This window comes from Nocardia sp. NPDC051463 (genome assembly GCF_040681975.1).
In the GTDB taxonomy this organism is placed as follows: domain Bacteria; phylum Actinomycetota; class Actinomycetes; order Mycobacteriales; family Mycobacteriaceae; genus Nocardia.
Genome location: NZ_JBFBAB010000001.1, coordinates 547,951 through 563,340, shown reverse-complemented (window position 1 = coordinate 563,340; position 15,390 = coordinate 547,951). Strand labels below are relative to the sequence as shown.

The 15,390-nt window shown below is 64.1% G+C and carries 6 protein-coding genes; 3 read left to right on the top strand and 3 right to left on the bottom strand.

Features of this window, described 5'->3' with window-relative positions; all coding sequences use genetic code 11:
• Window positions 1-13 precede the first annotated feature (13 nt).
• A complete protein-coding gene (locus tag AB0M74_RS02470) occupies window positions 14-1,408 on the bottom strand; it encodes a hypothetical protein (protein ID WP_364900702.1) in 1,395 nt (464 codons plus the stop codon).
• 39 nt (window positions 1,409-1,447) lie between these two features.
• Window positions 1,448-6,775, bottom strand: coding sequence for a hypothetical protein (locus AB0M74_RS02465; protein ID WP_364900700.1), 5,328 nt, complete (start codon window positions 6,773-6,775; stop codon window positions 1,448-1,450).
• 1,623 nt (window positions 6,776-8,398) lie between these two features.
• On the opposite strand from AB0M74_RS02465, the gene AB0M74_RS02460 reads away from it, so the two are divergent.
• The 3 genes from AB0M74_RS02460 to AB0M74_RS02450 all read left to right on the top strand — a co-directional run bounded on the left by AB0M74_RS02460 (window position 8,399) and on the right by AB0M74_RS02450 (window position 11,287).
• Window positions 8,399-8,605 (top strand): hypothetical protein, encoded by a 207-nt coding sequence (locus tag AB0M74_RS02460; RefSeq protein ID WP_364900698.1) that lies wholly within the window; start codon window positions 8,399-8,401, stop codon window positions 8,603-8,605.
• Window positions 8,606-10,915: 2,310 nt separating this feature from the next.
• A complete protein-coding gene (locus AB0M74_RS02455; protein ID WP_364900696.1) occupies window positions 10,916-11,083 on the top strand; it encodes a hypothetical protein in 168 nt (55 codons plus the stop codon).
• Between the two features lie 24 nt (window positions 11,084-11,107).
• A complete protein-coding gene (locus AB0M74_RS02450; protein WP_364900694.1) occupies window positions 11,108-11,287 on the top strand; it encodes a hypothetical protein in 180 nt (59 codons plus the stop codon).
• 1,985 nt (window positions 11,288-13,272) lie between these two features.
• On the opposite strand, the gene AB0M74_RS02445 is transcribed toward AB0M74_RS02450, so the two are convergent.
• The gene (locus AB0M74_RS02445; RefSeq protein WP_364900692.1) at window positions 13,273-14,829 is read right to left on the bottom strand and encodes a hypothetical protein; all 1,557 of its coding nucleotides are present in this window, start codon (window positions 14,827-14,829) and stop codon (window positions 13,273-13,275) included.
• Between the last annotated feature and the right edge of the window lie 561 nt (window positions 14,830-15,390).

Sequence of the window (15,390 nt, the reverse complement as noted above, 5' to 3'; positions counted from 1 at the left end):
ACTCGGACTCAGTTCAAGCTACTGAACCATGGCGGTCGGCGAACCGCTGTGTGAAGTCGGCGATGTAACGCGCAGGAGCGACGGAAGACGACGAGGGCTCGAGCACCCCGTCGTCGCCGATGTAGAAGATCGCCCGGCCGAACGCTATTTCTCCCTCGGCCACCGGCACGTACAGCATCCACCCGACGTCGAATCGTTCAGCAACCAACTGGGACAACGGATATCCCTCGGTATCCAGCCTGTGCCCGGTGATGTATTCCCGCACCCGAGCGATCGCCTCTTCCGCTGACATCTGATCGGGTGCTGTCGACACCAGCCCAGCTAGCGAATATTGATAGAGCGCACCGTCGATATCGAAGCGCCCATCATCGCCGAATACCTCGACCAGCGTCGCCCGGGTGACCGCACCCATCTCCGCGGCAGCCATCAAGGCTGAAATCGCATCGGACGAAACGTCATCCGGATCGTCGGCGACCAACCTCGATACGATCCCGATCGCGGCGTCGGCCGTCCATACACCCGGCACCGCAGTGGCGCAATCATCGGCGGCGGGTGACTGCCCTCGATACCATCGACCGGCCTCCCACCAGTAGCAGAACGACAGCAATCCCGAAGCCGCTCGCGGATCCAGTACCGAGTCGGTCACCCAATCCGGTGCACCCGCGTACAGTTTCGGCATCGGGGCGCCGCCGTTGTATACGGCCTCCAAGGTGGGCGCATTCCATACCCCACCCGACAGCACGGCCCGCCCGGCCGGCAGTGCATACAACGTCGACCCTCCCCGCGCGGAGCCCTCGAATAAGCCAGTCCACGGCAGCATCCGCGGACCCCAATCCGACTTAGCGGCAACAAACGCCGCCGCGACCGTCGCCCACCGCGCCCACATCACCGGGAACGGCGGAAACTCGTTCTCCGCCAACACCGCCCACACCTGCGCGGCCCGATCGGTGCGAGCCTGGGTCGCCGCCTCCTGCGGAGTACGTCGCTGTCGGCCACCATGACCGATATAGGCGGACAACCACACCGGCACATGGGCACGCGGGTACGCCTCCAGGTCAGCGCGATATGCCTCCGGGCCGAACAGCTGCCCTGCGGGGAACGGCTCGTCGCCGTAGTCGTATTCGATCTCCAACTCGCCGGAACAGGCCAACACCACCAGTATCCGCCACCACGGCTCCGCATTGGATCCAGCCGCGACGGCACGCAGCTCTCGCACAACCGCGAGCATCGTCTCCGGCGGATTCATCGATATCGCATGCTCGCCATCGGAATACACGAGGTGTCCGATTTCACCAGCCACCGTGACCGCGAATACCGCGTCCGCCCGTTGCCACCCGGATGGCCCCTGCACGGCCAATTCGCGGGCTAGCGGGTGTTCGGCAGTCAGTCCGCTCGGCTCGTTTGCCATACAGTCCTCCTCATTCTGGCGTTACATGGCCGGGTTCCATTACTGAAGGCGGAAGCCGGGAACGACGTTGTCGGTCGGCCCTGAGGCTGTCGATATGTCGAGCAGTTCCGAGACCGTCGGCAGTGGCGTTGTCGACAAACCCCAGATTTTGTACGTCCTGCCGAGTGACACGAGCAGATTCCGGGCCAGGTTCTCCGCATCACGGCGGTTCATCGTGTCGGAGCGTGCCGCATCGACCAGACGCACGACATCGTGGAAGACGCGCGCCATGTCGAGGTAGGCGACGTACGGCCAGAGCGGACTGTGTGGCGGCAGTTCCCCCATGCCACTGCCCGGGTTGCGATGGAAACGGATGGCGTTTTCGTAGTCCAGGGGGCCATAGGTGGCAAGGTCGAAATCAATGACAAGATGAGTGTGCGGGATATCGTGCGGCGGTCGTCTGCGTCGGCCGGTCCCGATCTGTTCGATAACGTTCGCGATGGTCAGGTCTCCGTGGAGCGGCTGGAATGGTACCCATCGTATTTTCCGGATCTCTGTTTCCAGGCCGTCAGTCAATCTTTTCCCGAAATTGAGAAAGTTGAATACCGTGCAATACGGTTCCACGGATCGATATCGCTGGTAGCCTCTCTCCGCATCCTCGGCGTACATGCGCACGAACTCGGCGGGAGTTTCGGGCCAATATTCTGGCAGCGGCGGGAACCTCCGCAGAGGCACTCGTGCGATTTGCTCGTGGAAACGTTGTATCGTCCGGGCGACCGGTGCGGCGGCCAAGCTGTCGACCGGCCCGCCGAAAACCCTGCGATAGATTTCGAAGACAACCTTTCCCGCTGAATCCAACTCCACGTACAGCAGTTGGGGCATCTGTGTGGTGTAGGGAGCAACTGCGGCGATAAATTGATGCTGAGGCCAGATCGCCTTATCCAGTAAGTCGGCGGAGGCTTTGGGTATGCGGACGGCGACCTGACCGTACAGGTAGACATCGTTGCTGTTCCCGAATCGATGCTGGCCGGAAGCTACTGCTTTTTCTCGCAATTCCCAGGCTTTGTCGCGTGACATGGGACGCCCTATGTCGACGGTAAGGAAACGGAACTCATCGACCTCTGGAACAATTAATGCAGGAACCGGAAGGCTCATCGCATCGATATCCTTACCGTCGCGTCTCTCGGTCGGTTTCTCCGCTTCGGCATAATCGAGCAACAGTGCACTCAGGCGTCGGATGGCTCGGAGGTAGATGCTCTTGTGGTTGTTGCCGAGGGCCGCCAGGACTTCACGCGGTCCGGCCTCGTTCAGCCGTAGCAGTATGCTCTCCTGCTGCTTCTCGGTGAGCTGATCGAAGCAGTATTCGAATGCCTCCAGATCCTCGAGGAAAACCTGCTCGACCACCGCCCATCTTTCGTCGTCTTGTGTCGCCTTCGGCAGCCGAGCAGCGATGGCGAAGTCGTTCCGAGTGGCCGAATCTTGCTCGGCGTTGAGGGCTGGGTGATGCGCACCGACAGTGGTTATCGCCCGGTCGCCCCGTCGTTGTCTGGGCGGTTTGTGCGCGTCCGGGTCGAGACTGTCAGGTGCTTCGGGTCCGGCCTCTCCTGCGGTAGCGATGTTGTGTCGCGTCTTGAACGACTCGTCGATCAGATCCCGAAGATAGACGTGCGCATGTGCCTTGATGCTGGTGCCCCAGGCTGAATCGGCGGTGACGAGTGCCATGAACACGTTCGTGGCGAGGGTCCGAGCTTTATCGTAATCAATTGAGCCGGAGTCCAATCCATCGATCAGGCGTACGAAGTCGTGCAATACTCTGCTCATGTCGAGATAGAAGAAGTACGGTAGCAGGCGAGGGAACAACCACGCGACGTCGTGGGAATTGCTGAGGTTTCTGTGCGAAATGACAGCCGTGTCGAAAGCGCGGGGACCGTAGCGGGCGAGACGGTAGTCGATGACAGTTACTCCGGCGGGCGTTCTCAGGATGTTATCGGAGGTCAAATCGCCGTGAATCAACATGAACGGTTCCAGTTCGGCCTCCGCGAACACCTCCGCCAAGCCTTCGAGCAATGACTCCGGAAGCCCGAGGTCCTTGAACCTCGCAGCGTAGCGCGGATTTTCCCGGAGGATCTGGTAGACGTGTTCCTCATGCTCGGCCAGCATCATCAGAAAGTCTTCTGGCGTCTTCGGATACGAGTCGGGCAGTCGCGGCAGCCCCTCCAGGGTAATCCCGGCATACTGCCTACGGAGTTCCACGAGCTCTGCGGCGACCGCCGGGTAGTCGCCAACGGCGAGCGGTTCGCCATAGATGCGCCGCATGATGTGGAAGCGTTTGTCCTTGTCCGTGTACAGCAGCCGAGGTGCTTCTATGAATGACGCGATAGCCTCGAGGAGTTCGAGCTCATCCCAGAGGACGTAGTCGATTCCGTCACCAGCCTTAGGGACTCGCACGACGAAGTCCCCGAACAGGTAGGTGTTGTTCGCGCCCCCTGATCGTTGTTCACCATGTGCGAGTGCCGCGTTGAGGAGAGCGACCGCCACGTCGCGGGGCATCGTCACCTTGCCGCCGGAGCCGCCGAGGAAGCCGTATTGATCGGCCGGCAATAGACCCAACACTTCTGATGGTGCGACGACAGTCGCTGGTTCGCCGCCCGCTCTGAAGGCAACGGTTGCTTGACCCATGTCCATTCGTGGAACTGCGAGCAGTGGCTGCGACTCCCGGTACTCGAACCAAGTCGTATGTCCGCCGTCTCCGAGTAGAACGACTCCGGAGGCGTGGCTGAGGTGGGAGGCGCCTCTCGCCTGTCCCGAGCGTGCAGGAGTGGACAGGCTGTCGGTGTTGTCGAGGGGAGGTTGGAAGGGCTGTGTGTCGGTGACTTCGACGCGTAGGACACTGGCACCCGCAGCGCCTGTGACCGTGATCCGCGTGTCGAGGCGCGCTGCGACCGTTTCCGCGTCTGGGTAGCGTTGTGCGGCGTGCACCCAGACCGCGAGGAAGGTACGTGCGGCCGCATCGATCTTGTCTACCGGCCAGCCCGCCGCCTCTAGTCGGTCGGTGAGCTCATCCAAGGCGACAGCGCCTTTTTTTCTGGGGGGAGGGGAGCTTTCGTCGTCAGTACGACCGGCCCGGGGTGCATCGGGCGCGTCGGAGGCATGAGGACCGTCGGGCCGGGGAGCGTCAGCAGTGGGTTTCGGCTGATTCGGCTTCTCGGGGTGCGCGGCATCTCCTGGACCGAATCCGGCGAACACCCACGGCTGCAGACCGCCGGGTATGGACGCGACCGCTAGATCGAGGTCCAGTGCCTGCCGCCCGTCGACCCCCAATGCGGCCGGGCTCGGAGGCGCGCCGCCCTTCCCCGCCGGCCGCGGCACTTCGGACTCGAGTTCGTAATCGTTGTCGCCTGAGAATGCTTCCATTTGTCGCCGCGTCAGGTCGAAATGGACTATTCCGAAGGCTGCGAGAACGGCTATGTCCTTTCTCATGAGCTCTTTTATCTTTTTCGCGGCCATCATTTCTCTGCGTTCGTGGCATGCCGCGGCGACAAGTTGCACTTTGGAGATTGTCAAGCCGCCTTCGACCATATCCACAGTCTCCGCGACAAGCCAAACCTGGTCGTCTTTATTGAACTGACGAGGAAATCCTTGCGTCGAGTAGTAGCGTGTCAGCAGTTCTTGGAATTTGGCGTAGGGGTCGATGTCGGGCAGGATCCAGTCGTACATTTTGACGGCGCCGTGCACGTGCTCGTCGATGCCTGCTCGGGACACATTCTGTGCCCGGAGGCCTTGCGGTATCTGCCGCAGAACGTAATACAGGAAGACTTCTTCCGCGGAGCGGTCCGGCCCGATCAGGCCCTTGACCTGCTCGCGCACGTCTTCTTCCAGGGATGTGATTTCGATGCCGAATTTTTCGGCGATGAAGGCGAGGAACGCCATCTCGCCGCGCTGGCTGGAGAGGGCAGCTCTTGCGGTCGAATCCGGTTCCCTGAGCAGGCCTTCGACCACGATTATGCGAGGCCCTCCTGCGGTTTTGCCGACCCAGTCGTACACCGAGCGACGGAGAGCGTACGACTGTGGGTGGTCGGGGTCGGTGCGGTGGACGGTGCCGAGGAACATGCTGTTCCCGGATTCCACGGCTCTGTGCCGACGAAGCAGTCCGGCGACCAGCTGAATGGCGCGGTACTCCCGCAATCTGAAAGATGTTTCATCCTCCCCGATCTCGGCCGCGACAGCGGCCGGCCGCATGCTGTGCAGGAATCGCAGTGCGATGCGCTTCTGGTGGAGGGGATCGTCAATCTTTTGGACAATGACCTCGAGAATTTCTGGTTGAGTCCGTTCGATCAACGCCAGTTCCGCAGCTGCCTCGGGACGCGCCTCGGCATAATCGAGCAATAGTGCGCGAAAGCGATGGATTGCCTCGTGGTAGATAGCTTCGTGGTTCTGCCCGAGTGCCGCCACCAGCTCAGCTGTAGGCCGATCTTTGAGCCGTAACTCTATGGCTGTCCGTTGCGTCTCGAGGAGTTCATCGAAGCACAGGTGGTACGCCCGCGGATCCTCGAACATGGCCTCCACAGCCACCGTCGACAGATCGTCGCTCACCTCCGCAGCCGCTTCGCCATCGATCGGCAGATCCTGTGCACCGAGCGGCAGGATCTGCGGTGCGGCTGCCTGTGGCGACAGCTGGTTGCGGTCCGCGATATCGTCCTGAGCCGAATCCTGCTGCAGCGCAGTATGAAAACGTTCGACGGCCTCCAACTTGACTTGTCCGAGTTCCACGACTGCCGTGAACGCCAGGTCGCCACCGGAACGTTTGCGCGATTCGCGCACCAGCAGATCCGCGAACTCTGTGGTCGCCGACAGGAGCGCAGCATCCAAACCCCTTGGCAGCGGGTCGGCGGTCACCTCCCCAGCATGATCGGACCGATCGATGCCACGATCGGCCAGGGCTGCGGCCAGCTCGGCCGACTCGGGCGTCCCATCGTGGAGCACCATCCATGCAGTAGAGCTGTCCGGGCTGTGCACCTCGACGCCGTGGTGATGGGCGTGCTCGACCAGACTCAACTCCGGCGCCTGCGTGCCACGCACATGCACGTCGATCCCGACGACCTCGGCGGGACCTACCCCCAGCCGCTTCACTACCAACACGCCGCTGGTGCCGGGGCGGTCAACGACGTTGCCGACCATCATCTCGGCGAGCAGTTGCGCCACATCCTCCTGCCCCGGTTGCCATACCAGCCAGCTGACGTCCCGAAACAGCTCGAATGCCTCCTGGACGACACGATCCCGGTTCGCGTCCGGCTCGATCACGAGTTCCCACAGGTCCGCATTCCCCATCGGGCTGTACAACCACTCCTGCCCACGCGCGGCTACGGAGATGTCACCTCGATCCGTCACCCTTCCGGTCCTGGGGTCGCGGATGGCGAACTCGACAGACGGGACACCCGCCTGGACGTGACCCACGATCTCGAACTCGTACAACGCATTCGGGTCGTCATGTCGAGCCACCGCCGCCCGCAGCGTTTGCTCAGCCGCGTCCCTCGCGATACCGGCTCGGCCCGTCGGCCATCTGGCCGTCAGCTCCCGAACGACACCACGCGCACTGGTGATCACGGTGTTCAGGTTCTGCGCCGGATCGATCGCTATCGAGATCCGCGCCGCCGCCTCGGCGGTTCCCCCAGTAGCGGGCACTTCCAGCGTCAACCGAGTGGTCCCGACCGCTGCGCGTCTGCCTAGCAAAGCCGACAACTCGTGCGTATTTTCCGTGACCGGAGAGATCCCGATCTGCAACCAGCCGTCCTCGGCCGAGTCGAGTTGTGCGGCAAGCTCTTCCAGCATCAACCCGACCTTCGTCGACTGATCCCCGCCCAGCCTCAGGGTGTTGTTCACCAGCGAGCGCAGCTCGCCGTACCGATGTGCGAGATGTTGCACCTCCATCTTCCATTCGTCGGGAGACTGCACGAAGCACGACGCCAGCCGCTCAGCACCGTCTGACAGCTCGAACTCGAGCGATGGGCTGAGCGGCCCATCGCTCGCCCGCACCGACACCCGCCCTCGCCCGCCCGTTTCGACCCCGAAGGTAAGTCCGACCATCCGCTGCACGAGCAGCTTGCTCGCTGCAATCGTGTCCGGTGCCGCGCCGGCCGTCAGCTGGTCGATCAGCTCATCGGTTCGGCGTAGCAGGTCGACCACCTCGTCGCCTGCCACGAACTCCACGAAGGTTTCCGTGTCGGTCCGGCGTTCGCCATCGGGCAGCGGCGGATTCCCCCCACCGCCGCCCGACACCACGGCTTCTGTCTGCGGCGCGTCCCCCGTTCGCAGAGGACCGACCGGCTTCGCCCCTTCGCCGAATGCGTCCGCCCCTGGACCGTTGCCCGCGGCGTTGAGCTGCCCCGGATCGAACCGCTTTCCGTGCGGCCCTCGCCACGGCGACGGCTTGGGGTGATCCTCGTTTGTCGCCGGTTGGGGCGGGAGGGTGCTCCAGGGGGTCCGCGAGTCGGCGGATATCACAACATCCGACGCGGGGCCAGAGGCTGACTGGCTGACTGTCTTGTGCGGAATGGGCGGGGGAGTTGGTGATTCGGCGCCCGATAGGCCATCGAGCTGTTCCGCGGCGCTGATCAGTTTGTCGACAGCCCGGTACAGCGCACGCACATCGCGGCCGCCTCGGCTGGGGAAGTCGGCCTCACCGACCAGGGGGTAACCGCCGAGCCGTATGCCCTGTACGGCCTCGTACACGCTGTGGTGCTCCGGGCATACGAACGCCAGTGCCGCGAGGCCGAATGCGTGCCGTACCTCCTTCGACAGCCCCAGCCAGTCGACGTGCGCAATCAACCTTGCGTCGGTACCCGAAAATCCTGCTCCCGCTGGGATTCTGCGCTTGATAGCGACGTCGCGGAACCAATCGCTTTCTGGGTCGAACTCCCAGGTTGCCACGCCGTTCCGCGCGGTCAGCTGCACAACGTATCTATGTGGGTCGCTACTCAGCGCCGTCTCGAGATCCACAACACGTTCGTAACAGTGGACGACGACGCGCTCGACAACGGCGTTTCCCGCATCGTCGCGCATGTGGCCGTGTGCGTCGTAGCGGTAGTGCGGCAGTACGTAAACCACTGCACTGTCTGCAGCCCGCAGCGTTGCCGCCAGTGCGGCGGCGTCGACCAGGCCGCGGCTGCCTCGGGGCAGGGGAAAATCGGAATCCAGCAAATCTTTGCGCAAAAGGTGTAGCTCGCCGTGAATTGCCTTCACTTCATTTGGCGACAGCGGCTTCAACAGCGCGAAGTCATGCAGGGTGAGGGCTCTTTGGCGCGCCATGTTGTCGTCGGTGTTGTCGCCCGAGCGCCGCCTGCGTGCGGCCTCGCTGCGGCGGAATTCGTCGAGCAGCACACCGTCTTCGACGATATTGTCGACAATTCGAAGATGCACTGGCGCAAGCTCCGGTTCCGGTTTGCCCGCGAGTCTCGCCCGTGCCGCGACCTTCGCCTGGACCGCGCTGAGCTTGGCGACATCGAGCCCGAGTTCGCCCGCCTTCAACTCCCAGTCGGGCGCGTTCATCAGTTTCGCCAAACCTTGGTCCAGCGTTGTATGCACGGAACGGTCTGCTGTCGAGCTCCGGTACATGGCGTTGAGCCCAGCCGACACCAACTCACGCAGATTGCCGGTACGCCGCAGACTGTCCATTGACACCGAACGGGGCACCATCCCGCCCGCCTCTTTATCCTTGGCTGCGTAGAAGGCGTCCTCGATCTCCTCCTGGGTCGCCTCGGGATGTAGGGCAGGCAACAAAACAGCCAGTCTGTCCAGCACGGCGATCGTCGCTTCTCTGGCTATTCGCAAGTTGTAGGCACGCATTCCCAGACTGAGCTCTTCCTCCATGCGCCACTGCCGCCACCCCAGGTCCGTCTCGGGCAGCGGCCGGTCAGGGTCGGGCGCAGCGCGTTTGCTTCTGGCGGCAAGGAACTTGGCGAGGTCGGCCGGGTTCGGTGCGGGTGGCCGGGATCGATCAGCAGATCCTGGCACGGGGGTCGGGGCATCCTCGGGCAATGCAGGCTCCGGCGCCGGCGTGGAGCTTTGGGACGCGGTCGGCCCCGACGCGGTCGGCGGCTTATCGCGCCGACGGTTGGGCGGCCCGTCGTTGGAGTCGCCATCCATCGTTGCCTTGGCCCACGGGTCCGCGCGTCGGCGTTCGACCGGCTCGACCGGCTTGATCTGTGGTGCCCTTTGCCGGGGTGCGGGGCCTTCGATGAGGGGAGGTCCGCTGATATCGGGATTGTGGCTGGGATCGTCGATACCGGGCAGGGTTGTCGGGTCAGTCGGTGCGCCTGGGATTGCCGGGTCCGGGGGAGCGTCGTAGCGATTGGTCCTGCGGACCATCGGAGGCGTTTCTGTCGATGCAGGTGGTCGGGCTACAAGCGGGTCGGAGGTGTGGGGCTCGGGCGTGAGCTTCGAAGGGGTCTTCGTCCTGGTCCATGGCGAGACCGGAGTGTGCGGATCTTCCGGTTTGTCGGGAGCCGTTAACGGTGCTGGGCCGCCGCCAGGTGTGGCAGGCAAACGCGCCGGGGAATGGCCGGGCACATGCGGTATCGGTGGCGTGATGTTCCCGGACCGCTCCTGTTCCGGCGAATCTGGAACACCGGGCATCGGTATTTGGGCAGGGTCCCGAGGTGATTGTTTCGGATTCTCCCGCACTTCTCGACCAGGTGGGTTCGGAGAGTCATCTGGATGGGGATCGTGGACGGTGTGCGGCTTCGGATAGATGAACTCGTCGAGGTCCTCGTTGTCGCCGTCCTCTAGACCGCTCATCACGCCGAGCGGATTCGGCGAATCCCTCAGGGGCGCGGCTGGATCTATCTGGGGGCTGCGCGGCAGCGGACCGACCTCTGGAGCCGGCTTCGGTGCAGCCGACCGTGCGGCAAGGTAGTTCGGATCATCGGCGGGTTGCTGCGTCGCCTCCGGTATGACGGCTCGAGTAGGGCTCGATGTATTCGCGTTCGGCACAAGGCTATTCGTGTCCGAGGTGCCGTGCGGCTGCGGCGAGGGTGGGGGATCCGGGACCGTCTTCGGTGCGGTTTGTGCCGCGAGATTGTCGGTGTCGAGGATGGGAGCTTGCGGTATCGGTGACGTGTGATCCGGAACAGTTGTCGGGTCGCCTGCTCGGGCGGCGAGGTTGTTTGTGTCGGAGATGGGGTGCGGAGTCGCTGGATGCGCAGCGGGTTCGTTCGTTTCGTGAATCAGTCGTGGCGTCGGCGGTGCCGTCGGGCTCGGCGGCAAAGGTGCAACTTCCAGCGCCCCCTCACCCAGTAGTTGCGCCAGCTCGCGATCGAATGCCGCCCGGAACGCGAGGTCGGCGCGTTCGTTGCGGACCGGCGGGGGCGCCGGTCGCTCGGGCAGAGACAACGGTCGCTCGAGGAGGCCGGCCCCACCGGTCGGTCGGTGCCCCATCTCGTCCCGTGGCCCATGGCCTTTCGGCGCCTGTCCCGGCTGTAGCGGGAACTCCGCCCCCTTCTCGGATACAACGATCGCGTCGACCTTGTCGACGTGCGGCATCAACTGCTGCACCAGATTCCCGACCGCATCGCTCTCGCGCCGTACGCGCACGTCGCTGACCCGTCGTCCCTGGGCATCGACATCCCATGCGGTCGCGACGTCGCCGGAACGCTCATAGACCACGTCGCCGACCCGCTCGTGCAGCTCGACGTGGCCTAACTGATTCCTGCTCAGGACCAAGGCGTGCGCGCCCACATTCTTGAACTGCACGCCGACACAAGCCACATCTCCGGTGCGCTGCACATGGTCGACCACCGCCTGCAGCGATCTGAACCCACCCGGCCGCCAATCCGCGTGCAACTCCCGCGCAAATTGATCACCGCTCATCCCCTTCGCGCCGACCTGTCGATCACCGGCCGATGATGGCTCGGTGCCCGTACCCCCGATCAGCTTGTTGGCGTATGACACCGCCTCCTGTGCGCAGAAGTGTCGCTGGCCCGCGCGCATGGCATGCGCCGGCACGAACTCGCCGCCGCCGTCGTGCAGGTGCGGCGATGTCTCGCTGTGCGTGCTCGGTGGGGGCGTACCGGTAGCGTCTTGCCCGCCCTGATGCACCGAATTATCCAGCGAGCTGGTTGATTCGGTTGCCGGTGCCTGTTCGCCGGCAGCGGCGCCGATCTCTTCGGCAGTTGCTACTCCGCCGGCTTCATCTGGACTTGCCATAACTTTGCCGTCGTTACCGGCGTTGAGGTCGGGCTCCGCCGTGTGCGTCCACGCCGCCGGAGGAACATCCCGTTGGCTCGCGGGGGCTTCCACGGCCATGTCCGAGCCGGTGCGGGCGACGCGCGGCACGACGGTGTTGGTGTGCCCGGTCGGAGCGCTCGGTCTGAAAACAACGCGCTCGGGTGCGAAAACGGTGCTCCGGGGTGTCACTACTGCCGATCGATGGATAGGGCCGTGCCCGAGCGGCGAGTGAGGTGATCCCGCCGATGGGGGCGGTATGGGTGACGATCGCTGCGGCGGCGGTAAAACTGGTTGCTGGCCAGCGCCTTTCGGGTGCGCTGTCGCCCCTCCTCCGGGATCGCTCGGTCGTGCCGCCCCCATGGCCTGGTCATGGGTCATACGCAGGAGTTCGTGGTTGGTCGGGGTCCGTAAGTTGCCGAAATCAAGTGCCGGCCTCTTGCCGTCGGGTGGGGTGGCCCGGTTGTTCAAGAGATCGGCGGCTGTGTCGCGTGCCGCTCTCGGCTCCATATTTGTGAGATCGATGTCGCGGCCAACGTTGTCGAACAGTGCCTTCCCCATCGCAGTCATCTCAGGGCTGCGATACCTCGGTCGAGGTAGGTGACCATCTTCTGATCCTGTCAGCGGTTGCCTGGCGTGTGGCGGGGTGGGTCGCAGGTGTGATGTGACATCCGCCGACGTCCGCGCGCGATCAATCCCAGCGGCCGGTGCGCCCGCGTAACCGCCGGCTCGTACGCTCCGCACTCCAGCGCCCACGCCACTGAGCGCGCCGCTGGTCATCCCCATCACCACCATTTCGGCCAGGTTGTTGCCCCCTAGCTTTCCTGTGGTCAGACCCTCCGCAGTCAGACCACCCGCCGCGCCACCGGCCGCGCCACCCGCGGTGCCTGCCGTCAGCACTGCCGCTGAACGCCAAACCATCTGCCCCGTCTTGGAAACGACGTTCGCTCCCAAGCGACTCACACTGGTTGCACCGACATTGCCGACGGAAGCACCCGCCGCCCCTCCGGCAATGCCGGCCAAGACCGCGGCCGTGACCGTCTTCCAACCCACCCCATTCCGATCCCCGTGCGCGACCTGAAGCCCTTCGGCGTAGGCGCGGGCCCCGCCCATGGTCGCGCCACCGATAGTCGCACCACGAATGACCATCGCCAGCCGTGGACGCTCCGCCGAGAACTTCACGATCAAGCGCCATAGCTGCGACAGCATCTCGCGCCAGGCCACCTTCATCGCCGTCTCGCCTGCGATTCGATCGGTGGCCATCTTCGCGATGCCAGCGGGACCCAACAGCACATCCCACGCGAACTGCGCCGTAATTACCAGAGCGATGGCACGCACCATGTATTGCTCGAGTTCGAGCATCGTGGCTGTCTCGTATAACAGCCTCGCCATGCTGTCGCTGAACTCGGCTAGTTGTCGCGTATCGTCGGCGAGCCCCCGATACTGTGACCGTAACGCCTCAGCGGTGACGCCATCAGCCGTCAGCATCGCGCGCGCTTCCGAAGCCTCGAGCCCATCGAGGACCGCAGCGAGCCCATTGGCCGAATCCGACCAAGCGTCCGCGGCCCGCCACATTCCAGCGATCCGCGCGTTCGGCATGTGCCCGAAGGCCATGTCCTGCAAACGCGCGGGGATCCCTGGTAAGAGTGGCCCTGTCACCCTGCGCCCTAATGTCCTCGCGCGTTCTCGACGACCAACTGGTGCAGCACTTTTGCCGGTCCGCAGGCTTTGTCGCCGCGCAGTTCGACCTCGGTGAACGCTTCGATCAGCGCCGCCCGGGAATCGAACCGACTGCCCGAGAAGCTGCGGCCGTTCAGTTGTGCGCGCCACTTCCGGTAGCCGGCAACGATGTGGGCCAGCCTGTCGGTTCGGTTCCACGGCCCGCTGATTCGCCAATATTCGGTGATCAATGACGCCTGCGCTCGCTGCCGCGCGCGTGGACCTGCGGTCGCCTCCAGTATCCGACCGAGGTCGTTGACGATGGTCGAATACATGGGCGGCTCATCGGATCCGGGGAGCGACGGGGCGGGGTCGGCCACCGAGGTCCGGTCGAGAATGATCCATCCCGCAGCTCGATCCCATTTCACATCGGACACCGCGCCGCCGCCGAGTTCGGTGATCTCGATCCCACCGAGGTCCAGGAATGGGTACTTCCCGAGTATGTCATCGATGGCCGCCGCGATCTCGAGCACCGTGCGTTCCCCAATGCCGGCGGTCTCGAACCCCACGATCCGCAGGCCGTGTCTGGCGGCAAGCGCGCGGGCAACATCCATGGCTGCCTGGTCGGTCTCGACCTGCTTCGGCTGAATCGGAACAGGCTGGGGCCGACGGCTTTTCGCGCTTCGGCGGGCCTTCGTGCGCTTCGCGGGGCGTGGCGCGCCCGGTGCCGGAGTTCCGGGCTGGGGCGGGAAAACTCGGCCGGGTGGAACACCGCCGGATGCGCTTCGCGGGGCCGGCGCGCCGGCCCCGCTGGACAAGCCCGGCGTACCGGCCGCTTTTCGTTGCCACGGTGTGTTGCCTGCTGAGGGCCCTGACCGCGGTGTGTCCCAGGGTTTCCCGGCGACTGCGGTGCGCTGGGGCCTTCCGGATCGGGGGCCCGCTGCGTCGGGTGGCGCGGAGTCCCGGGCAGGCGATGGTGCGATGGAGCCGGGCGCCTGGTCTATCGACTGCCCGCCGGGCCTTCCGGGTCTGGTGTCATCGTCGGGATGCTCCGGTTGATTTTGCGGTTGTTCGTAGCGGGGGAAGGGACCGGAGGTTCCGCTGGGGTTGTCGGTGTCGGAGTCAGTGCGGAGTCCTGGATTCGACGCAGATCCGTTCGGGGGCAGCGCTGATGGTGATGAGCCAGGGTTGGGCCAGATCGGTTGATCGAACGACGTCGTGGGCGTGTGCCAGCCGGATTCGGTGCCGGCGCGCTCCAGAATGTGGAGTTGGTTGCCGATGTCCTGGTCATGGTTGTGGAAGGTGTCGGCAGCATCCACGACACCGTCGCTGGTCCTGTGCAGGTTGTCGACCAGGTTCGCGTAGCCGGCCAGCCCTCTTTCTGCCTCCGGCACGTAGGTTTCGCCGAAGGTCAGGCCGGGTTCGTCGTCGCCCCAGCACTGGCCTTCAGCCTCGAGCGTGGCTTTCAGCTGTGTCAGCTCTTTGTGTGCCAAATCGGCGAGCGCGGTGAGTTCCGGAGCGAGCGCCCGCAGTAGGTCTGTATCGACCCGCAACGATTCGCCCATATCAGGCAATTCCTTTCAACCGGGTTCAGCGAAACCAAGCTTGGATTGTCCTCCAGCCGAACATCATTGCCGCAGCACACTGCTCCCATTGCTGGAAAGCTCATAGCTGCCCAGGTAGATCGGGAACGCTGCTGAATCACTCTGCTGAACACCGGGAAATCGCGTGTATCCTTGTGCGACAATGCGAGGCGCAGGCCGGGGAACCGATCGAACAGGGCGAACAGCGCGATGCCTGCTCCGAGTCGGGCCAGCGCGGCACTGGGGCAGATGCGTGGTCCCGTCGCCGAATACCATGTGCCGGTTGGCTGTTGGGCCAGCGGTCTCCAACTAGCCGAACGCCTTCCCGTCCGCAGGGCCACACTCGAGCATTGCGTCAACAGATCGACGATTGCCTCGCTCTTGGTTTCTCGAGTTGTTGCAGCGCCATCCCGTCGTTGCCAAGCACGTGGATGTCGTTCAGGTCAAAGGCCTTTCCGGTCTCGCGGTCACGAACGGCGCGCGTGTCCGCGTCGTTCGGATCAGTGTGATCGAGTCCCACATCGGGTCGAGTTCCTGGCTCAT